The organism is Planococcus kocurii (genome assembly GCF_001465835.2).
Lineage (GTDB): Bacteria > Bacillota > Bacilli > Bacillales_A > Planococcaceae > Planococcus > Planococcus kocurii.
Genome location: NZ_CP013661.2, coordinates 1,710,517 through 1,732,944 on the forward strand (window position 1 = coordinate 1,710,517; position 22,428 = coordinate 1,732,944).

Genomic DNA, 22,428 nt, shown 5'->3' on the forward strand with positions numbered 1-22,428 from the left:
GCTTCTTGTTTATTCTACACGTTTGCCTATAAACATGTAAAAAGCTTTCCCGGGAAATATCCCAAGAAAGCTTGCAGTTAAACTAACAATCGATTAGTTCAGAATTCTAACCTTTACTTGCTTGCGTCCGAATGACAAAGCATCAGATTTATTAGCCATAAATAAATCAATTTTATTTCCTTTGATTGCTCCGCCTGTATCGCCTGCAATCGCATTACCGTATCCTTCAACCCATACTTTAGAACCTAATGGAATCACACTAGGATCTACTGCAATTACTTTTAGGCCTGGATTCGTTTTTAAGTTTATGCCTGTAGCAGTAATTCCTGAACATCCTGTGCAGCTAGCTGTGTAGGCTGTCGCAGATACATAAAATTCTTTTCCGCCAGCTGGCTCTGCTTGAACAGGTGTTGCTTTTTCAGCTACTGTTTTAGTAGGCGCTGCTTTTTCTGTTGAAGCTGTTTTAGCCACCGCTTTTTGAGGCGTTACTTGTTGTTTTTGCTGTACAGGTGTTGTTTTTTGTTGAGTACCACGTGAAACGCTAGCAACCATCGTTTTTGTTCCAACAGCTGTTACTTGTTTCGTTGGCTCTGTAACAACTTTTTCTGTTTTAAGGTCGCGCTTTACTTCTTTGCCATTTTCTTTTACTACTTCATACGTTTTTTTGACTACGCCATTTTTACCTTTTTGAACGATTTTTTCACTGCCTTTAAGAAGTGTTTCGTCTTTTTTAGTTTCGACTGCATATTTTACAGAACCTTCGACTACGTCAGTTAGCTTTTCAACACGAACTACTTTGACTTCAGAATTCGGTAAAACCAATTCGTCCATTTCGCTTTCAACACGATCTAGTTTACCTAAAGTAACTTGATTTTCTTTTAAGAGATTAGCCACTGTTGTTGAAGTTGACCATACTTTCTTTTCTTCAACACCGTCTTGAATCGTAACTTCATATGCTTTTTCAACTGAGATTTTTGTATCCTCATTTACTTGTTCATCTAACGCTGGTGTTACTTTATCGTGTTTAGTTAGTTCAATTTTAGCTGTTTCCAAAATTTCTGATACCGTGTTTTTAGTCGTCCAAGCTGAGGTTGATTTCCCATCAACTGTCACAGCATATTGTTCTGCTGCATCCCATTCAACAGCCATGTCTTTGTTAATAACTGTTTCCGCTGAATGACTAACGAAATCATGTTCTCCAGTTTTGATGTCTTGTTCTTTTAAAAAGGCACCTACTGTTTCTGCATGTGTTCTTACTTCTTCTTTTTCACCGTTTGCTGTTACCGTTACTGTATTTTTTGTTCCTTCGTATATAGCAAAAGTTAAAACCGCCGCGAACAACAACACAGTTGCAATTGTTACCGCCAATGATTTACCTTTGAATAATTTTGTTGAATAGGTATTACTTGTTTTGTTTGACAAAAATAACTCCTCCTTCTTCACCTGAGTGATTATATAGATTCACGTTTAAGCTATCAACAGATACTAATTTCATCATTTATCTTTTTTTAAGAAAATTTGTAGAACCTTTTAGCGTTCTCAGTTGTAGCTTTTGCTACTTCTTCTATTGAAATTCCTTTTAATCGTGCAATTTCTCCTGCCACTAGCGGCACATAAGAAGGTTCATTTCGTTTTCCACGATGTGGATGTGGCGCCAAATACGGGGCGTCTGTTTCAATCATTAAATGATCAAGTGAAATTAATTCAGCGACTTCTTTTGGTTTTTTAGCATTTTTGAATGTTACTGGTCCTCCAAGAGAAATCATAAAGTTCATTTCTATACTTTCACGGGCTGTTTCTACACTGCCACTAAAACAATGCATGACACCGCCAATTTCTTTTGCATTTTCTTCTCTGAGAATTCTCAAAACGTCTTCAGTTGCTTCTCGGTTATGAATAATAATCGGTAGCTCTACTTTTTTAGCCAACCGAATCTGCTTACGAAAAACTTCCTGTTGTACTTCTTTCGGTGATTTATCCCAGTAGTAATCCAATCCGGTTTCCCCGATTCCCACTACTTTCGGGTGAGCTGCAAGCTCTTCAATCCATTCCAAGTCTTCCTCAGTACAGTCGATGGCATCAACGGGGTGCCAACCAACTACTGCGAAGATGAATTCATAGGTTTCGGCCAATTCTATGGCTCGTTCGATCGTTTTTCGGTCGAAGCCGATGACTACCATTTTCTCCACATGGTTTTCTTGTGCGCGCTCAATGACTTGTACCAGGTCCTCATCATATTGATCTGCATTTAAATGTACATGGGTATCGATAAACATCAATCATTCTCCTCACATTAAGCTTTATTCTAATGGTTCTTCCCGTGTCTTTCTTCACAACAACATTACAATTGAGTAACAAAACATGTTAGTTTAGTGTCAAAATCATTTATTTCTCTGTAATATTAGGTAAAAAACACTACAAAACCAAAAAAAGACCCACCGGTGAAAGTGGGTCAAAACAGGTCTTTTTTAGTAGTCTTATTTGATTTTTGAGCCGTTTGGAAGCTGCTCTGCAACCGATGCCAAAGTTAAATATCCATCTTTCTCACCAGCAAGAATCATTCCTTGGGACAGTTCACCACGTAATTTTACAGGTTTTAAGTTTGCTACGACGACCACTTTTTTTCCGATTAAATCTGTTGGTTTATAGTGCTCTGCAATTCCTGAAACCACTTGTCGCTGCTCGTAACCCATATCTAGCTGCAACTTTAATAACTTAGAAGTTTTTGGTACAGCTTCACAATTTGTAACAGTCGCTACACGTAAATCGACTTTTGCAAAATCCTCAATCGCAATTTCTGGTACATCTGGAACTTCCACGATTGCCGGCTCTTCTGCAACAGGTACTACTGAACCGCGCATTTGTTCACGAATATAAGCTACTTCTGGTTCTACTTCAAGACGGGGAAAGATTGGCGTTCCTTTTGACACTACTTGAATGCCAGCTGGAATTTTACCAAAGCCTTGTAAGCTATCCCACGTCAAATAGTCTTCCGTTAAGCCTAACTGTTCAATAATTTGTTTAGGTGCATTTGGCAAGAACGGCTGTAACATAACCGCAGTCATGCGAAGACTTTCTGCTAAATGAGCCATAACTGAATCCAATTGTTCTTTTGCGCTTTCATCTTTTGCCAATACCCACGGCTGTGTTTCATCAATATACTTATTGGTTCTCGAAATCAATGTCCATACTTCGCTCAACACAATACTAAACTGCATTCTTTCCATATGTTGCTCATAGACTTTTACCGTCTGTTCAGCTACTTGTTGTAACGGTGCATCAAATTCCGTCTGCAAACCATTGATTTGTGGCACAGCACCATCGCAGTATTTATTGATCATGGATACGGTACGATTCAATAAATTCCCGAGGTCATTCGCCAAATCATAATTGGTTCGTTCAATAAAGGATTCTGGTGAAAAGACACCATCAGAACCGAATGGCAATTCACGTAAAAGGAAATAACGTGTGGCGTCTAATCCATAGCGCTCAACAAGCATTTCTGGATAGACGACATTGCCTTTGGATTTCGACATTTTACCGTCTTTCATCATAATAAAACCGTGTGCGAAAACTTTTTTCGGCAATGGCAAATCTAAAGCCATTAAGAAAATCGGCCAATAAATCGTGTGGAAACGAACAATATCTTTCCCTACTACATGAACATCAGCTGGCCAATACTTATTAAATAAGCTATCGTCTTTTGAACCGTAGCCAAGCGACGTAATGTAATTCGACAAAGCATCGACCCACACATAAATAATGTGCTTCGGATCCCCAGGAACCGGAATGCCCCAGTCAAAAGAAGTTCGTGAAACCGATAAATCTTCTAATCCCGGTTTGATGAAGTTATTGATCATTTCGTTTTTACGCGATTCTGGTTCAATAAATTCAACATTGTTTTCGTAGTAGTCAAGAAGACGTGCAGCGTATTTTTTCATATTAAAGAAATACGATTCTTCTTTTACTTTGTGAACCGGACGTCCACAGTCTGGACAATTGCCGTTTTCTAACTGATTTTCCGTGAAGAACGATTCACAAGGTGTACAATACCAGCCTTCATACTGACCTTTATAAATATCGCCGTTGTCGAGGAATGTTTTAAAAATTCGTTCCACGCCTTCTTTATGGCGATTTTCTGTCGTGCGAATAAAATCATCGTATGTGATATCCATAACCGACCAAACGTGTTTCGCAGCTTCTGCCATCTCATCCACAAACTCTTGTGGTGCTTTTCCTGCTTCTATCGCTTTTTCTTCGATTTTTTGACCATGCTCATCCATTCCAGTTAAAAATCGAACATCAAATCCACGCAATCGCTTATAGCGAGCCATGGCATCAGAAGCGACTGTCGTATACGCCGTTCCAATGTGAAATTTTCCGCTTGGGTAATAAATCGGTGTAGTCAAATAAAATGTGTTGTTAGCAGTCACGAAAAATTCCTCCAGTTTTTTTGTATAGTTCTTATTTTAACCAAGTCCCTAATTTTGTACAATCTTTCAATTCGACAAAGTCATTTTTAAGTAAAGTTTTCATGTTACTAAACATGTCTATAATGGAATTTTTTACTTTTGGGGCTACTTTGTCTAATTAATAGCGTTTTTTCAACTAATCTAGATGAAATTAATACTAAATATAAATTTTTATTATCTTTTCGATAGTTTTTTATTGACCTAATTGACAGTAGTTGGTATGATTTATTACAAGAAGTGGAAAATGTCGAATTTTGACGAATCTAACTGACAAACTAAAAGGAGGACTATTATTATGAAATCAACAGGTATTGTTCGTAAAGTAGATGAGTTAGGACGTGTGGTAATTCCAATCGAATTGCGTCGTACTCTAGGAATCGCTGAGAAAGACGCATTGGAAATATATGTAGATGACGACAAGATTATCTTGAAAAAGTATTTACCCAACATGACGTGTGCAGTGACAGGCGAAGTATCAGACGAAAACATGAAATTAGTTGGCGGTAAATTGATCTTAAGCTCTGAAGGCGCTGAAATGTTAGTAAAAGAAATTCAAAACAACTTAAACAAGTAATATTCAAAAAAACCGGATGCCCGCGCATCCGGTTTTTTATTTGCTAAATAGAAAGTATTTGCACTTCGCCAGACTGGCTTACGCCCCGCAGAGCTACATGGGTGCTTGCGCTTTTCTTTGTCCAGACTCCAGCACCCAGCTCTTTGGGTCGTAAGCCATTCTGACTGTGCGGCTGAAAATACGCCACTTCGCCAGACTGGCTTACGCCCGGCAGAGCTACATGGGTGCTTGCGCTTTTCTAAGTATGATAGGCCTGGTATACTTCTCTTTTTGATAATTGGCGCTCGATGGCTGCTTCTTTGATTGCTTCTTTCGATGTCAGGCTTTTGGTTTCCATCAACTGATCAACATGTTCTTCAATGGACAAGTTTTCCCACCATTTGACGTTTTCTACAGGATCCGGGTCGGCATTCCCTTCAAGGACTAAACAAAATTCACCACGAATTTCGTTTTCTTCTGCCCATGTAATAGCTTCTCCAACTGTGCCTCTTATAAACTCTTCGAATTTCTTGGTTACTTCTCGTGCCAAGACAATTTTTCGTTCGTTACCTACTGCTTTTTGCATGCTTTTCAAGCTTTCTTTTAATCGGTGCGGCGCTTCGTAAAAAATAAGCGTTTCTTCTTTTTGGCTTAGTACTTCCAGCTCAGTTAGCCGATCCTTTTTATTGCGTGACAAGAACCCGTAAAATAAAAACGGCTGTGGTGAAATTCCAGAAGCGATTAACGCACTGAGTGCTGCATTGGCTCCTGGGATTGGCACTACAGGGAAGCCATCTGCAACTGCTCGTTTCACAATATCTTCGCCTGGGTCCGATATACAGGGCATACCTGCATCACTAACTAACGCCACAGATTTGCCTTGTTCTAAATAAGACAATATTTTAAAACCGCCACTTTCTTGATTATGCTCGTGGTAACTAACTAATTTTGTTTGGATATCAAAGTAATTGCAGAGGTTTTTGGTGTTACGCGTATCTTCTGCTGCAATAATGTCGACTTCTTTTAAAATACGTAATGCGCGCATCGTCATGTCTTCTAGATTGCCAATAGGCGTTGCTACTAGATACAGTGTTGCTTCTTTGTGCTGAAAACTTTTTTGAGATTTCATTTGCCGCTCTCCTTCTCTTCAGCAATATAACGAATTTTTTTACCTTTAGTTAATTGCTTAAAGGCATATTCTGCTTTCATTGCCTCTTGTTTTGTCTCAAAGCATTCATGATAAATCAGCTTCGACGGTCCTTTAGCACGTGTGTACTTTGCACCTTTTCCAGCATTGTGTGCAGCTAGTCGCTTTTCAAGATCATTAGTATAACCTGCATAGTACGATTGATCTGCACATTCTAAAACGTAAAAAAAATGCTTATTTGTCGCCATACAATAACTCACGCACTTCTTCAGTGTATTCCCCGTCTTCTCCGTAAACAATAAGCGGTGGCAAGATTTTCAAATCCGGCTTGCCATCTTTGATTCCTTCAATTAAGAGGGTATTGGCTTCTTTGCCGGCTTTTGGATAGACCAGTCGAATCCGTTTTGGTTCTAAGCGATTTGCCCGCATTGCCGAAATCAAATCAATCAATCTGCCTGAACGGTGAACAAATGCTGCTTTTCCGCCTTGCTTGAGCAATTGGCTCGCTGATAAAATGGCTTCATCTAATGTTAGATATAGTTCGTGCCGTGCAATTGCCATATGCTCACTGATGTTTTTATCACTCATTTCGTGTGCTGGAAAATAAGGAGGGTTACACGTCACGACATCGTATTTTTCAAACCCTAATTGTTTTGGCATATCTTTAACGTCGCCTTCAATAATATCAATCTGACTTTCTAACTCGTTGTAAGCGACACTGCGGCGTGCCATATGAACGAGGCGCTCTTGCAGTTCCACACCAATAATCCGAGATTCTGTACGGGCGCTCAGAAACAAAGGAATTGCCCCATTGCCTGTACACAAATCTACAATTGTGCCTCGTTTTAACGGAACATAAGCAAATCGTGCCAATAAAACAGCGTCTAACGAAAACGAAAACACCGATGGACTTTGAATAATCCGTAAGTCTTCCGCTAATAAATAATCAAGTCGTTCATCATCCACTAACATTTATTCAACTCCTAGCATAACAAAAGGCTGCCGCCACACGGAGTGTCGGAAGCCTTTCTCTTTAAAATTTGGATAATACGTTCTTTTTAGTTTTGCTTGTTCAAGAATGACAAACAAAACAGGCAATCGTCACCTTTTCGGGAACTGCCGAAATGTACATTACAGACATGATAGCCTTCATGATACAAACGCGCTAAGTTATCGTAACCTTCACCGATGTCCATAACAGCTTTTTTTAATTTTACAGGATCTACAGCTGCTACTTCAGGTACTGCTTTATGAAATTCATCTAAGCGTGAACGCAAATGATGATTTTCCAATTGCAGCGCATGATGTTCTTCCATCGTCCGAGCTACGACTGCTTTTAATTCGCTGAATTGCTCTTGCATGGATTGAAGTTGTTGTTCAAACTCCATAACCGTATCCAAAAAATTCTTTTCCTTCACTTAAACCACCTCACGCTCTCGTTCCTTGGCCCATTATCTCATCTAATGTATATTCAAGTGTTTGTTCCTGCTCAGTTAAACGAACTTTTAACACTCGTTCTAAAATATTCATGCCAACAACACGACCATCGCCATCTGGTGTGGTTACTCGTGTACCAACGTCTGGCATTTCTTTTTTCGCTGTTTCGTATTCATCGTTCTCATATTTTAAGCAGCACATCAAACGGCCACATAAGCCTGAGATCTTTGAAGGATTTAACGATAAATTTTGATCTTTCGCCATTTTAATGGATACGGGTTCAAAATCACCTAAAAACGTTGAACAGCATAACATACGACCACAAGGTCCTATGCCACCGAGCATTTTTGCTTCATCTCGAACACCGATTTGGCGAAGTTCGATGCGTGTACGGAAAATGGAAGCCAAGTCTTTGACCAAGTTCCGGAAATCCACACGACCTTCTGCTGTAAAGTAAAAAATCACTTTGTTGCGGTCAAACGTGTATTCAACATCAACTAGCTTCATATCCAATTGATGTTCTTCAATTTTTTCAGTGCCCATTTCAAAGGCACGACTTGCTTCTAATCGGTTTTCCTCTACTTGTTGGCGATCGCGTTCAGTTGCTATGCGCACCACTTGTTTTAAAGGCAAAACAACATCGTTTTCTCCAACTGTTTTTGTTGGCACGACTACTTTCCCATACTCTACGCCTCTTGCTGTTTCCACAATGACGTAATCGTCTTTTTCGATTCCTAATTCAGCTGGATCGAAATAATATATTTTACCCGCTTTCTTAAAGCGGACACCTATCACATTATACAATTGCTACCCCTCCTGCAGATTCAGCATTAACTGCTCCATCAACAGCGTCCGGTTCATATTGCGCGGCAATTGTTGTTTGGCTTGTAATATAGCCTGCAACTGCTTGGACAATACCGTAAAGGAGCGTTGGAGAGCCATCTGCTTCCAAGTTTCTTCCATGTCTGGATATGTTCGTGCAGTCTCAAGACCTGCTTTTACCGAAGCGATGTCCCGATATGCAAATAATAACATGTCTAGGCCTCTTTCGGCATCTTCTTTTTCTTTAAATAATGGCAACCAGTCAGACTGAAGCATTAAAAGAGCTTCATGAACGTTGATACTAGCGACTTCTACTAGTTTCAACACTGTTTTTCTAGCTTGTGCAAATTGTTCATCCTGACTTAAAGTAAATGCTTCTTCTTCGCTTTGTGTTAGCATGCTGACAGTTGCAGCCATCGATTCAGTCATTCCTTCAGCCATTAACTTCTCCATTAACTTTGGTCGCGACAACGGACGAAACGAGACTAACTGACACCGAGAACGGATTGTACTCATCAGTGCATTCAGTCGCTCCGTCAACAAAATTGCCGTGACGTTAAACTCTGGTTCTTCCAAGAATTTCAGCAAAGCATTGGCAGAAGAATTATTCATCCGATCTGCCTGCTCGATTACGTATATTTTACGGCCTGTATTCAAGCCCGTTTTATTCAACTTGAAAATCAACTCACGGATTTGGTCGATTTTAATGTTTTGACCATCCGGTTCGATGAATATAACATTTGTATGATTGCCTGAATTATAAAGTTGGCAACTTCGACATGTTTCACATGGAACATTTTGAATAGGTATTTCGCATAACAGCAGCTTAACGAAAAAATGAGTAATCTCTTTTTTACCTGAACCTGCAGGCCCTTCGAATAGATAAGCATGTGCTAGACGTTCTTTTGAATAAGCACCTTGTAGTCGTTTCATAACTACCGGTTGCATTTCCAAAAATTCATCGGTTGTTTTTTGCATCAATTTCACCTTCAGACTTTGTAAAAAATCCCGTGTTCCGATTGGAGCACGGGTATTATTTATGGTGCTAGGAAATTCACGTGTCTTTTATCGATTAAAAATGATGGAATTGTTCGATCGGCAAGACAAAAATAGTTGCGCCTCCGACTTCAACTTCCACTGGATAAGGAATATATGAGTCAGCATTTCCGCCCATTGGTGACACTGGTGCTACCATCTGTTCGCGTGATCGGCAATTTTCACGAATCAAGTCTAATAACTTCGGTATGAGATCATCTTCTACACCGATTAAAAAGGTCGTGTTCCCTGAGCGCAAAAACCCTCCTGTACTGGCAAGCTTTGTAGCCCGGAAATCATTTTTTGTTAACGCATTGGATAATCGGTTACTGTCTTGATCCTGTACAACTGCTACTACGAGTTTCATCAGTATCCACTCCTTTTTATCTTTCTTCTATATAAGTATAACATGAACAAAGCTACGCGCTGTACATCTTTACAGCTGTTTGACAAAAAAACAGCTGCTCCTCAAGAAGGATCAACTGCCGTTTGCCGTTCTTCTATAAATCGTATAGCTGTTTCTAATGCATCTGAAAAAACGTTCTCTAGCTCATTTTCCGCATTGATCAAGCGAATACGCTCTGGATTTTGACTCAATAGCAAAAGGTAACCTTCTCTTACTTTATAATGGAACTTCATCGACTCTACATCTAGTCGATTTATTTCCCGGTGTGCATCCTTTTCAATACGGGCCATCCCTACTTTCGGATTAACGTCAAAGTAAAGAGTTAAATCTGGCATGTACGCATCAATGGCGAATTTGTTGATAGCAAAAATTTCTTCCATCCCGATTCCTCGTGCATAGCCTTGGTACGCGAGACTTGAATCGATGTAACGATCACATAAAACGATGCTTCCTGCTTCAAGTGCGGGAATAATTTTTTCAACTAAATGCTGTCTTCTCGCTGCAGCATATAGCAAAGCTTCTGTTCGCGCATCCATCGCAGTGTTTTGTCGATTTAAAATGACCTCACGGATTTGTTCGGCAATATCAATGCCTCCTGGTTCTCTTGTGCAGACAACGGAAAATCCTTTTTCTATTAGTGCATCTGCTAGCATTTTTAAGACCGTCGACTTGCCTGATCCCTCTCCGCCTTCCAGATTGATCAAATAACTCATTTCCTATTCACCTTATTTCATGAAATTAATCTTCAGTTGCTGTTTTGAGCTCTTTATACTATACACGAAAAAGTACTCCTTTTATAGTGACCAGTAATGACGATATAACTAAACAACAGCTTTATTCTTCATCTTCTGCCACTTGATAAGCTCTTCGGAATAACTCTTTTTGGCTATCTATTGCCGGCTCATCATTTTTTCGTGATACGTAATGATATACACCAGTCGCATCCTGCCTTCTCGCTTTAACATTGTCCGCAAGTCCCAATTCAAGTATGGTTTTAACTTGTTTTTTAATCGTTTCATCAACTATTGGAAACAAAATTTCGATACGGTTGTTCAAATTCCGCGTCATCATATCAGCTGAGGATAAAAACGTCTTTTCTTTGCCGTTATGATTGAAAAAATAGATGCGGCTATGTTCCAATAAGCTCCCTACAATGCTTCGTACTTGAATATTTTCGCTGACATCTGAAATACCTGGTCGTAAACAGCAAATTCCTCTGACGATTAACTCGACCTTCACTCCAGCATTCGATGCTTCATACAGTTTCATAATAATGAGTTTGTCTGTCAATGAGTTCATCTTCGCTATAATCCGACCGGTTCCATGCTTTTTTTGAAAGCGGATTTCAGCATCAATCAAGTCAATAATGTCTGTACGAATTGTAAAAGGCGCTACCGATAAATAATGGAACTCAGGTTTTTCCGTATAGCCGCTCAAATAGTTGAAAAAATTAGTCGCATCAATTCCGAACTGTCTTTTCGACGTGAACAAACTCATATCAGTATAGATTTTAGCCGTTTGGTCATTGTAATTCCCCGTACCTAAATGAACAAAGCGTTCAATTTTATCTTCTTTTTTTCGGACTACTAGCGTGATTTTACTGTGGGTTTTCAAGTGAGTCATGCCGTAAATAACATGACATCCTGCTTTCTCCAGCTCTTTTGCCCATTGCACATTGTTTTCCTCATCAAAACGCGCTTTTAATTCTACTAGCACCGTTACTTGCTTGCCATTTTCTGCCGCTCTTTTTAATGCCTTGATAACTGGTGAATCTCCGCTAACACGGTATAAAGTTTGTTTGATCGCCAGTACGTTCGGATCATCTGCAGCTTCTGAAATAAATTGAACGACGGGCTCAAAGGATTCGTATGGGTGATGAAGAAAAACGTCTTGCTCGCTAATTTTTTGAAAAATTTGTTTGCCAGTTTCCATTCCTACCGGCAGCTGCGATACCTTTCCTTCAAAAACCAACTGCTCCCAAGTAGGGGCCATCTGTTTATAAAAGTTGAAAAAAACCGTTACATCTAAAAAACCTTCAATGAAGTAGACATCTTTTTTATCGACCTCTAACTCGTCTGTCAAGTAGTCTAAAATAACGTCATCAAATCCAGGTTGTTGAATTTCCAGACGGACAGCCGCTCCCCATTTTCGTTTACGGAGTTCCTCTTCAATTTCCTTCAGCAAGTCGCGCGCGCCTTCTTCGTGAATGGTCATATCGGCATTACGGGTAATCCGAAACACCGATACCGATACTACTTTAAAGCCATGAAAAAGCTTGCGAATAAAGAAACTAATAACGTCTTCTAACAAAACAAATTTTAAACTGCCTTTCTCTGACTGTAAACGGACAAATCGTTCTAATACAGCAGGAACTTGAACGATGGCAATTTTCTGTCCTTCTTCGTCTCTTTTTTCCTCGTCTTCCAACCTCACCGCTAAGTTGATGCTTTTGTTCAACAGCATTGGAAAAGTTCGATAAGCATCGATGGCCATAGGCGTCAGTACTGGAAAAATATATTCTTCAAAGTATCGTTCTAATTCGTCCAACTGATTGGTGTCTAAGTCTGCTGTTTTCACAAATTCCACATGCTCTTTTTGAAGCTTTGGCAATAACGTGTTTTGTAAAGCTTCATATTGTAACTCGACAAGCTGATGAGTCTTTTTTGCGATTTCATTTAGTTGTTGCTTAGGGGTCATTCCAGCTTTATTTTCAGGCTTCGTAAATCCAACTTTCACTTGATCCTGCAAACCTGCTACACGAACCATAAAAAATTCATCTAAATTAGAGCTGAAAATCGCCAAAAATTTAAGCCGTTCAAGTAAAGGATTTTTTTTATCGAATGCTTCTTGTAGAACACGTTCATTAAAAGCAAGCCAGCTCAACTCACGATTATTATAATAAGCCGGATTTTTGAGTTCGACGTTCTTTTTTTTCTGCGTCTCCAATTTTGAATCTCCTTTTTACTTATATTTTATTCAGACTATCCCTTGTACTAAAATGAGATTCACCTTTAAACGATTGATTAGCTATCAAATTTAAATTCTACTGATTTTTTCAGTTGTTTTTCCACATGCTTTTTCTGTTTTTCTACTTGGTATTGCTCCGGTTTCCAGTCTTCACGACAGTGAACAGAAAAAACAAGCACGTCATCTTTTTCTTCTACTGCGATCGTCTCCACAATGTCTCGTTTCGTCGCATTTAAACTATAAGCCACTTTAATAATAGCTCCGAGCAGCGTGTATTTGGCTAATTCATCTTTGGTAAACCACTCTTCGTAAAGAGCCACATTGCGCTTAAAGACATTTCGATTTTTAAACGAAGCCATCAATGCGATAATGACTCGTTCTTTATGAAGCAAGCCATCAATGGTCCTGTTACTCAATAGATAAAATGTATGCTGGTGACTCGATTCTGAATCGATGTAACTGCCCAAATTATATAAGGCGCTGCTTAACTTTAAGCGTTTGTCATCCTGCTCGTCCAACGATAACAAGCCCAATTTCTCTAGCTCTTTTGAAATTAGCATTGCACTCGTGCTGACATGAAATGCATGTGTTAAATTAATGTCATAATCGACAGCCAGCTCATGGAAACTTTCTTCCACGACATTTGGGAATACGGATAAATCGAAGCCCTTGGTCGTCTCTTCATAGAAAACACCATCTCGCAACCCTTTTCTACTAAGAGCAAACTGCTTTGTATCAATCAATTCCATTAAGTAACGAAATACTTCTACAGCTGGAATGATAATATCCGCACGATCCTTTGATAATCCCTCTAGTCGCTGCAATTCCGAAAACTCAAGAGAATTGAACAACTCGTTAATGTCCTCAACATCGTCTTTACTCATGACATATTGATGAACGCCAGAAAATGGGTATTCAATGTGCTCCTGATGGATTTGTGCTAAATTTCGAGCACTTCCTCCAATTCCAATCAGCGGTAAGCGTTTGTCATTTAGCCATTCTAACTGATCAAACTGTTCTTTTAAAAACGATCGTAACTCACGCAATTCCTCTTTTGTCGGCATATCCCCTTCAATAAATTGCTCTTTCAAGGACAACACACCAAATGGAAAACTATAAAAGTAAATCAGCTGGCGATTCTTAAAGTACGTAATCTCTGTACTACCTCCACCGATATCTACCGTGATGCCACTAGTAAATGGTGTCGAGTTGACGACTGCTAGGTATCCATAATTCGCTTCTTCAAATTCAGAAAGGATACGGATTGAAAAGTCGGTTTCGCTCTGTACTGCCTTTATAATGTCATCTTGATTTACTGCTTGACGAACTGCTGCTGTAGCCACACATTTGATAGCTTCAAGTTGATGATGGCGCGTAACTCCTTGAAAACTTTTCAGGGTCTTGATTAGTATATCGATTCCTTCTTGTTCTAAAATATTTTCTTCGTTCAAGTAGCTGCGGAGACGAGCCACGGCCTTCACGTTCTCACTTTCAGTAAAACGACCACTTTTGTCTCGTGTATAGATAACAAGTCGGATGGTATTTGAACCAATATCAATAATTGCGTATTTTTCTTGAGCCATGAAAATCCCCCTCATCCTACTCTATTTAAAATGATAGTACAGTATACCCTCTATCCCTTACTTATTACTGGATCTCCTTGTTGAAGTACCGATAATTGCTTAGACTCTAAACGATGATCTCCTTGAATTTGCGCATTTGAAGCCAGATGATTCATCAACTCTTCCACTTTGGCCAATGTCCACTTTTCACCAGCGACTATGAGTGGAATTCCGGGTGGATATGGAATCACCATACCTGCAGCAATTCGACCAATCACTTGTGTATACGAAACCCACTCTTGGTCCGCCACATCAATTTCTTCAAAAGACAATTCCGGAACCGTTACATCGACGAATTTTGTTAGTCCTAATTTTGTTTCTTGCCTTTCTTCATCTTCAAGCATTGATATAGCTTCTTTTAAACGACTACGAATTTCTGCAAACGGGTAAGTATGCCACTGCTTTAACAATGGTAAAATTAGGAGCACTTGAAAAAGATCAGCCAATTCCACTTCGATTCCAACTTGCTCTAGTTTTTGTTTTAATTGATAGCCACTATGATGATCTACTCGCATCATAATTTTCAATGGGTCACCGGACTCCACCACTGTTAGATGTGGAATCATACGCAAGCTGCTAAGAAAGCGATCGCGCTTTTCATTAAACATTCGGATATCCGGTTGCGAATAGTTTTGAAGATATGAGCGTGCATCATCCAAAGAAGCCAGGATCAAATAAGACGGACTGCTTGATTGATACATTCGCAAATATTTTTGAATTTTTTTTACATTTATGCGGTCACTACCCATATGCAAAAATGATCCCATTGTCATCGCTGGCAAGGTTTTATGCGCTGACTGGACTACTACATCTGCACCTAATTCTAAAGCTGAAGTCGGGAACGGTAATCCTACTTGAAAATGAGCACCGTGCGCTTCGTCTACTAAAACCGCAATGTTTTTCTCGTGGCACAGAGAAATAATAGCAGCAAGCTCTCGGGATACAATTCCGTAGTAATTGGGATAGGTCAGCACGACTGCCTTTGCTTCCGGATATTCCTCTAGCGCTGATTCTATTGCGTTAAGAGAGACCGCAGCGGCCGTCATAGACTCTTCGTCCCATTGTGGTGAAACGTAAACTGGACGCACGCATGCAAGCTCCAGTGCATGAAAAATGGACTTATGCGAATTGCGCTGAACAATAACGACATCCCCTTCTTCACACGCTGCATGAACCATGGCCAAATTTCCTACAGTCGAGCCGTTTACCAACAAGAAGCTCCTTTTCGCTCCATAAGCCTCCGCCAATAAAAGCTGCGCTTCTTGAATGATGCCTTGTGGATAATGCAGATCATCCAAATCTGACAGTTCCGTCACGTCGTAGGACAGTGCTGATTGGATTTCTTCTGGTAATCCTGATAAAATCCCATGCTTATGGCCGGGTACATGAAAAGAAACAGGCTGTCTTTTTTGAAATTGGATTAATGCATCTACGATTGGGCGTCGTTGCGTCATAAATTTTCATCCTCACATTGATTAATTACTTTCATTATAGCAACTCCAGCCAAGAACGGTGAGTCGGAGCCTGAATAGCCTAACTATGTTATTAATTTTTTCCATACAAAAAAGCCGCTACCGGAATCGGTAACGACTTTTTTCATGTGCCCAGCGACGTCTTACTCTCACAGGGGGAAACCCCCAACTACCATCAGCGCAAAAGAGCTTAACTGCCGTGTTCGGGATGGGAACGGGTGTGGCCTCTTTGCCATCATCACTGGACTATTTGGTTGAGTGTTTGTTCACTCAAAACTGGATAAACGACAGGTGAAACAAGCAAGTTTTTCGCATACAATGTGTTGGTTAAGTCCTCGATCGATTAGTATTCGTCAGCTGCACGTATCGCTACGCTTCCACCTCGAACCTATCTACCTCATCGTCTTTGAGGGATCTTACTTGCTTGCGCAATGGGAAATCTCATCTTGAGGGGGGCTTCGTGCTTAGATGCTTTCAGCACTTATCCCGGCCACACATAGCTACCCAGCGATGCCCTTGGCAGAACAACTGGTACACCAGCGGTGTGTCCATCCCGGTCCTCTCGTACTAAGGACAGCTCCTCTCAAATTTCCTGCGCCCGCGACGGATAGGGACCGAACTGTCTCACGACGTTCTGAACCCAGCTCGCGTACCGCTTTAATGGGCGAACAGCCCAACCCTTGGGACCGACTACAGCCCCAGGATGCGATGAGCCGACATCGAGGTGCCAAACCTCCCCGTCGATGTGGACTCTTGGGGGAGATAAGCCTGTTATCCCCGGGGTAGCTTTTATCCGTTGAGCGATGGCCCTTCCATGCGGAACCACCGGATCACTAAGCCCGTCTTTCGACCCTGCTCGACCTGTACGTCTCGCAGTCAAGCTCCCTTCTGCCTTTACACTCTACGAATGATTTCCAACCATTCTGAGGGAACCTTTGGGCGCCTCCGTTACTCTTTAGGAGGCGACCGCCCCAGTCAAACTGCCCGCCTGACACTGTCTCCCAAGCCGATCAGGCTTGTGGGTTAGAATTTCAATACAACCAGGGTAGTATCCCACTGACGCCTCCTCCGAAGCTAGCGCTCCGGAATCTCAGGCTCCTACCTATCCTGTACAAGTTGCACCAAAATTCAATATCAGGCTACAGTAAAGCTCCACGGGGTCTTTCCGTCCTGTCGCGGGTAACCTGCATCTTCACAGGTACTATAATTTCACCGAGTCTCTCGTTGAGACAGTGCCCAGATCGTTACGCCTTTCGTGCGGGTCGGAACTTACCCGACAAGGAATTTCGCTACCTTAGGACCGTTATAGTTACGGCCGCCGTTTACTGGGGCTTCAATTCGCACCTTCGCTTGCGCTAAGCACTCCTCTTAACCTTCCAGCACCGGGCAGGCGTCAGCCCCTATACGTCACCTTACGGTTTTGCAGAGACCTGTGTTTTTGCTAAACAGTCGCCTGGGCCTATTCACTGCGGCTCTCTCGGGCTATTCACCCTACCAGAGCACCCCTTCTCCCGAAGTTACGGGGTCATTTTGCCGAGTTCCTTAACGAGAGTTCACTCGCTCACCTTAGAATTCTCTTCTCGCCTACCTGTGTCGGTTTGCGGTACGGGCACCTCCCGCCTCGCTAGAGGCTTTTCTTGGCAGTGTGAAATCAGGGACTCAAGGGTAAACCCTCTTGCCGTCACAGCTCAACGTATTAGAAATGGGATTTGCCTCATTTCACGCCTCACTGCTTGGACGTGCACAACCAACGGCACGCTCTCCTTATCCTTCTGCGTCCCCCCATTGCTCAAACGGCGGGGAGGTGGTACAGGAATATCAACCTGTTGTCCATCGTCTACGCCTATCGGCCTCGACTTAGGTCCCGACTAACCCTGAGCGGACGAGCCTTCCTCAGGAAACCTTAGGCATTCGGTGGACGGGATTCTCACCCGTCTTTCGTTACTCATACCGGCATTCTCACTTCTAAGCGCTCCACCAGTCCTTCCGGTCTGACTTCAACGCCCTTAGAACGCTCTCCTACCACGGATCTCTAACGAGATCCATCCACAGCTTCGGTAATCCGTTTAGCCCCGGTACATTTTCGGCGCAGTGTCACTCGACCAGTGAGCTATTACGCACTCTTTAAATGATGGCTGCTTCTAAGCCAACATCCTGGTTGTCTAAGCAACGCCACATCCTTTTCCACTTAACGGATATTTGGGGACCTTAGCTGGTGGTCTGGGCTGTTTCCCTCTTGACTACGGATCTTATCACTCGCAGTCTGACTCCCAAGCATAAATCACTGGCATTCGGAGTTTGTCTGAATTCGGTAACCCGGGATGGGCCCCTAGTCCAAACAGTGCTCTACCTCCAGGATTCTCAATCTTGAGGCTAGCCCTAAAGCTATTTCGGAGAGAACCAGCTATCTCCAGGTTCGATTGGAATTTCTCCGCTACCCACACCTCATCCCCGCACTTTTCAACGTGCGTGGGTTCGGGCCTCCAGTAAGTGTTACCTTACCTTCACCCTGGACATGGGTAGATCACCTGGTTTCGGGTCTACAACTGCATACTCTGTCGCCCTATTCAGACTCGCTTTCGCTGCGGCTCCGCCTTCTCAGCTTAACCTTGCATGCAATCGTAACTCGCCGGTTCATTCTACAAAAGGCACGCCATCACCCATTAACGGGCTTTGACTACTTGTAGGCACACGGTTTCAGGATCTATTTCACTCCCCTTCCGGGGTGCTTTTCACCTTTCCCTCACGGTACTGGTTCACTATCGGTCACTAGGAAGTATTTAGCCTTGGGAGATGGTCCTCCCAGATTCCGACGGAATTTCACGTGTTCCGCCGTACTCAGGATCCACTCTGGAGGGATAGGGTTTTCGGCTACGGGGCTGTTACCCGCTGCGGCGGACCGTTCCAGGTCGCTTCGCCTAATCCTATCTTTTGTAACTCCGTATAGAGTGTCCTACAACCCCAAGAGGCAAGCCTCTTGGTTTGGGCTGATCCCGTTTCGCTCGCCGCTACTCAGGGAATCGCATTTGCTTTCTCTTCCTCCAGGTACTTAGATGTTTCAGTTCCCTGGGTCTGCCTTCTCATGTGCTATAGATTCACACATGGATACTACCCGATTAAAGGCAGTGGGTTCCCCCATTCGGAAATCTCCGGATCACAGCTCACTTACAGCTCCCCGAAGCATATCGGTGTTAGTGCCGTCCTTCTTCGGCTCCTAGTGCCAAGGCATCCACCGTGCGCCCTTTCTAACTTAACCACTGGTTAATTAAAAAGTTGTGACGAAATCGTCACGCGTACTTGAATTACTTGCATTTGTTTCAATGTCGTTTTATCCAGTTTTCAAAGAACAAGAGTGAAAGTCACAAAAAAAGGCGTTGCCGCCTGAAGGTGAACCTTCAAAACTGAACGCAAAACGTCAACCCCGAGCCAAGCTCGGTTCCGAATTTATCCTTAGAAAGGAGGTGATCCAGCCGCACCTTCCGATACGGCTACCTTGTTACGACTTCACCCCAATCATCTGTCCCACCTTCGGCGGCTGGCTCCACAAGGGTTACCTCACCGACTTCGGGTGTTACAAACTCTCGTGGTGTGACGGGCGGTGTGTACAAGGCCCGGGAACGTATTCACCGTGGCATGCTGATCCACGATTACTAGCGATTCCGGCTTCATGCAGGCGAGTTGCAGCCTGCAATCCGAACTGAGAACGGTTTTCTGGGATTGGCTTGCCCTCGCGGGGTTGCAGCCCTTTGTACCGTCCATTGTAGCACGTGTGTAGCCCAGGTCATAAGGGGCATGATGATTTGACGTCATCCCCACCTTCCTCCGGTTTGTCACCGGCAGTCACCTTAGAGTGCCCAACTGAATGCTGGCAACTAAGATCAAGGGTTGCGCTCGTTGCGGGACTTAACCCAACATCTCACGACACGAGCTGACGACAACCATGCACCACCTGTCACCACTGTCCCCGAAGGGAAAAGCGTATCTCTACACCGGTCAGTGGGATGTCAAGACCTGGTAAGGTTCTTCGCGTTGCTTCGAATTAAACCACATGCTCCACCGCTTGTGCGGGCCCCCGTCAATTCCTTTGAGTTTCAGCCTTGCGGCCGTACTCCCCAGGCGGAGTGCTTAATGCGTTAGCTGCAGCACTAAGGGGCGGAAACCCCCTAACACTTAGCACTCATCGTTTACGGCGTGGACTACCAGGGTATCTAATCCTGTTTGCTCCCCACGCTTTCGCGCCTCAGCGTCAGTTACAGACCAGAAAGTCGCCTTCGCCACTGGTGTTCCTCCACATCTCTACGCATTTCACCGCTACACATGGAATTCCACTTTCCTCTTCTGCACTCAAGTTCCCCAGTTTCCAATGACCCTCCACGGTTGAGCCGTGGGCTTTCACATCGGACTTAAGGAACCGCCTGCGCGCGCTTTACGCCCAATAATTCCGGACAACGCTTGCCACCTACGTATTACCGCGGCTGCTGGCACGTAGTTAGCCGTGGCTTTCTGGTGAGGTACCGTCAAGGTACCAGTAGTTACTTGGTACTTGTTCTTCCCTCACAACAGAGTTTTACGATCCGAAAACCTTCGTCACTCACGCGGCGTTGCTCCGTCAGACTTTCGTCCATTGCGGAAGATTCCCTACTGCTGCCTCCCGTAGGAGTCTGGGCCGTGTCTCAGTCCCAGTGTGGCCGATCACCCTCTCAGGTCGGCTACGCATCGTCGCCTTGGTAGGCCATTACCCCACCAACTAGCTAATGCGCCGCGGGCCCATCCTGCAGTGACAGCCGAAACCGTCTTTCCGTACAGCCTCAGGAGAGGCCGCAAACTATTCGGTATTAGCACCGGTTTCCCGGAGTTATCCCGATCTGCAGGGCAGGTTGCCCACGTGTTACTCACCCGTCCGCCGCTAAACAATGGGAGCAAGCTCCCAAAGTTCCGCTCGACTTGCATGTATTAGGCACGCCGCCAGCGTTCGTCCTGAGCCAGGATCAAACTCTCCATTATAGAGTAGTGTTGATTGCTCAATACTGCTGGCGTATCGCCGTCCGAAGACGCACGATTCGCTTTGATCTGCGTGATGCTGATCAGTAAGTTGTAGTCACGAACACCGAGAAGGAAAACAACTTCACTCTGATTGCCATAAGGCAAACTTCGCAAAAGCCGTTCTCGCACCGAAGTGCTCGTGACGTCTTTCGTTGACGTTTTGCTGTTCAGTTTTCAAGGTTCAAGTTGTTGTATTGTTTGTGTTATTGTTGTCGTTCTTTACGACTCCTATGATACTAAAGCATAAACTTCAGACTGTCAACACTTTTGGCAAATAAAATTATATTTATAAAACATTCTTCTTTGAATTATCTTTTCCTTCTATAGAAGAGCATAAAAAAAGAAATCGAAAAACTAGCTATCAAAAGCCATTCTACTCGACTTCTTTCTTTTGCTTCTCTATTACCAACAAGCTTTCTTTTCTCAATAATTATATGAAGAACATAATAAATCAGAATATTTTCCATTTTTTCAGAAGCGAAAACTGGCAGTTCCTGATAGCTGTTGCTGTATTAGAGCTCACGTCGCCCTTCTAACGCTTTCGATAAAGTCACTTCATCAGCGTATTCCAAATCGCCACCTACTGGCAGTCCATGTGCAATCCGAGTCGTTTTGATTCCTGATGGTCTTACGAGTCGAGAGATATACATCGCTGTCGCTTCTCCCTCAATTGTCGGGTTTGTCGCTAATATCAATTCTTCTACTTCTTCATCTTGAAGACGTTTCAGCAAAGACGGCACGTTAATATCTTCCGGACCAATACCATCCATCGGAGAAATTGCCCCTTGTAAAACATGATACAAACCTTTGTAATCACGCATTTTCTCCATCGCAATGACATCTTTCGGATCTTGTACTACGCAAATCGTCGTGCGGTCACGTTGCTGATCTTGGCAAATATGACATGGATCTACATCCGTAATATGGCCGCACACCGAGCAAAAGCTTAAGTTCCGTTTCGCATCCACCAAGGCTTTAGCAAAATCAAGCACTGTGTCCTCTTTCATTCCGAGCACAAAAAACGCCAGACGGGCCGCTGTTTTCGGCCCAATCCCTGGCAGTTTCATAAAACTCTCCATTAATTTCGAAATAGGTTCTGGATAATGCATCGTTATTGCCTCCTAGAACATTCCTGGCATGTTCAAGCCCTTCGTGAATTTCCCCATTGTGGAATTCGCGTGATCGTCCGCTTTTTTAAATGCGTCATTTGTTGCTACAACCAGTAAGTCCTGCAGCATTTCAATATCTTCTGGATCTACTACTGTAGGATCAAGTACGATATCCAACACTTCTTTATGACCGGACACAGTAGCTTTAACCATGCCACCACCTGCTGTTCCTTCAAACTTTAAAGTTCCAAGTTCTTCTTGGGCAACTGCCATCTCTTTTTGCATTTTCTGCATTTGTTTCATCATACCTTGCATATTTCCTCCACCGCGCATAATTAGTTCC

General features: G+C 42.8%; 17 protein-coding genes and 3 rRNA genes. 1 reads left to right on the forward strand and 19 read right to left on the reverse strand.

The features are described from left to right. Positions 1-93: 93 nt before the first annotated feature. The 3 genes from AUO94_RS08540 to metG all read right to left on the reverse strand — a co-directional run bounded on the left by AUO94_RS08540 (position 94) and on the right by metG (position 4,433). Positions 94-1,422, reverse strand: coding sequence for a resuscitation-promoting factor (locus AUO94_RS08540; RefSeq protein WP_058386791.1), 1,329 nt, complete (start codon positions 1,420-1,422; stop codon positions 94-96). Positions 1,423-1,508: 86 nt separating this feature from the next. Next, the gene (locus AUO94_RS08545) at positions 1,509-2,276 is read right to left on the reverse strand and encodes a TatD family hydrolase (protein WP_058386792.1); all 768 of its coding nucleotides are present in this window, start codon (positions 2,274-2,276) and stop codon (positions 1,509-1,511) included. A gap of 201 nt (positions 2,277-2,477) precedes the next feature. Beyond that, positions 2,478-4,433 (reverse strand): methionine--tRNA ligase, encoded by a 1,956-nt coding sequence (gene metG, locus AUO94_RS08550; protein ID WP_058386793.1) that lies wholly within the window; start codon positions 4,431-4,433, stop codon positions 2,478-2,480. Positions 4,434-4,761: 328 nt separating this feature from the next. Between metG and AUO94_RS08555 the strand changes: the two genes are divergently transcribed. Continuing rightward, positions 4,762-5,046, forward strand: a complete 285-nt coding sequence (locus AUO94_RS08555) for a transition state genes transcriptional regulator AbrB (protein ID WP_269465414.1) — start codon at positions 4,762-4,764, stop codon at positions 5,044-5,046. 238 nt (positions 5,047-5,284) lie between these two features. On the opposite strand, the gene rsmI is transcribed toward AUO94_RS08555, so the two are convergent. The 16 genes from rsmI to AUO94_RS08635 all read right to left on the reverse strand — a co-directional run bounded on the left by rsmI (position 5,285) and on the right by AUO94_RS08635 (position 22,421). Further along, positions 5,285-6,154, reverse strand: a complete 870-nt coding sequence (gene rsmI, locus AUO94_RS08560) for a 16S rRNA (cytidine(1402)-2'-O)-methyltransferase (protein WP_058386795.1) — start codon at positions 6,152-6,154, stop codon at positions 5,285-5,287. Beyond that, the gene (locus AUO94_RS08565) at positions 6,151-6,420 is read right to left on the reverse strand and encodes a GIY-YIG nuclease family protein (protein WP_058386796.1); all 270 of its coding nucleotides are present in this window, start codon (positions 6,418-6,420) and stop codon (positions 6,151-6,153) included. The genes rsmI and AUO94_RS08565 overlap by 4 nt, the downstream gene beginning before the upstream one ends. Beyond that, entirely contained in the window at positions 6,407-7,144 is a 738-nt protein-coding gene (locus AUO94_RS08570; protein ID WP_058386797.1) for a tRNA1(Val) (adenine(37)-N6)-methyltransferase, read from the reverse strand. Before AUO94_RS08570 ends, AUO94_RS08565 begins: the two co-directional genes overlap by 14 nt. Before the next feature lie 86 nt (positions 7,145-7,230). Beyond that, the gene (yabA, locus tag AUO94_RS08575; RefSeq protein WP_008433090.1) at positions 7,231-7,590 is read right to left on the reverse strand and encodes a DNA replication initiation control protein YabA; all 360 of its coding nucleotides are present in this window, start codon (positions 7,588-7,590) and stop codon (positions 7,231-7,233) included. Positions 7,591-7,600: 10 nt separating this feature from the next. Next, positions 7,601-8,413 carry a PSP1 domain-containing protein gene (locus AUO94_RS08580; protein WP_058386798.1) on the reverse strand — a complete coding sequence of 271 codons (813 nt, stop codon included), beginning with the start codon at positions 8,411-8,413 and terminating at the stop codon, positions 7,601-7,603. 3 nt (positions 8,414-8,416) lie between these two features. Further along, entirely contained in the window at positions 8,417-9,409 is a 993-nt protein-coding gene (holB, locus tag AUO94_RS08585) for a DNA polymerase III subunit delta' (protein WP_058386799.1), read from the reverse strand. Between the two features lie 94 nt (positions 9,410-9,503). After that, positions 9,504-9,833 carry a cyclic-di-AMP receptor gene (locus AUO94_RS08590; RefSeq protein WP_058386800.1) on the reverse strand — a complete coding sequence of 110 codons (330 nt, stop codon included), beginning with the start codon at positions 9,831-9,833 and terminating at the stop codon, positions 9,504-9,506. A gap of 101 nt (positions 9,834-9,934) precedes the next feature. Beyond that, entirely contained in the window at positions 9,935-10,585 is a 651-nt protein-coding gene (gene tmk / locus AUO94_RS08595) for a dTMP kinase (RefSeq protein ID WP_058386801.1), read from the reverse strand. 121 nt (positions 10,586-10,706) lie between these two features. Beyond that, the gene (locus AUO94_RS08600) at positions 10,707-12,818 is read right to left on the reverse strand and encodes an RNA degradosome polyphosphate kinase (RefSeq protein WP_058386802.1); all 2,112 of its coding nucleotides are present in this window, start codon (positions 12,816-12,818) and stop codon (positions 10,707-10,709) included. Between the two features lie 77 nt (positions 12,819-12,895). After that, positions 12,896-14,422, reverse strand: coding sequence for an exopolyphosphatase (ppx, locus tag AUO94_RS08605; RefSeq protein ID WP_058386803.1), 1,527 nt, complete (start codon positions 14,420-14,422; stop codon positions 12,896-12,898). A 50-nt stretch (positions 14,423-14,472) separates the two neighbouring features. After that, positions 14,473-15,915: an aminotransferase class I/II-fold pyridoxal phosphate-dependent enzyme gene (locus AUO94_RS08610; RefSeq protein ID WP_058386804.1), complete on the reverse strand. Its 1,443-nt coding sequence runs from the start codon at positions 15,913-15,915 to the stop codon at positions 14,473-14,475. Between the two features lie 148 nt (positions 15,916-16,063). Then, positions 16,064-16,179 (reverse strand): 5S ribosomal RNA (rrf, locus tag AUO94_RS08615). A 77-nt stretch (positions 16,180-16,256) separates the two neighbouring features. Continuing rightward, a 23S ribosomal RNA gene (locus AUO94_RS08620) occupies positions 16,257-19,189 on the reverse strand. A gap of 198 nt (positions 19,190-19,387) precedes the next feature. After that, positions 19,388-20,937, reverse strand: a 16S ribosomal RNA gene (locus AUO94_RS08625). The 16S, 23S and 5S rRNA genes sit together here, the layout of an rRNA operon. Positions 20,938-21,488: 551 nt before the next feature. Then, the gene (gene recR / locus AUO94_RS08630) at positions 21,489-22,085 is read right to left on the reverse strand and encodes a recombination mediator RecR (protein ID WP_008497656.1); all 597 of its coding nucleotides are present in this window, start codon (positions 22,083-22,085) and stop codon (positions 21,489-21,491) included. 12 nt (positions 22,086-22,097) lie between these two features. After that, positions 22,098-22,421 carry a YbaB/EbfC family nucleoid-associated protein gene (locus AUO94_RS08635; protein WP_410477420.1) on the reverse strand — a complete coding sequence of 108 codons (324 nt, stop codon included), beginning with the start codon at positions 22,419-22,421 and terminating at the stop codon, positions 22,098-22,100. Positions 22,422-22,428: the final 7 nt, after the last annotated feature.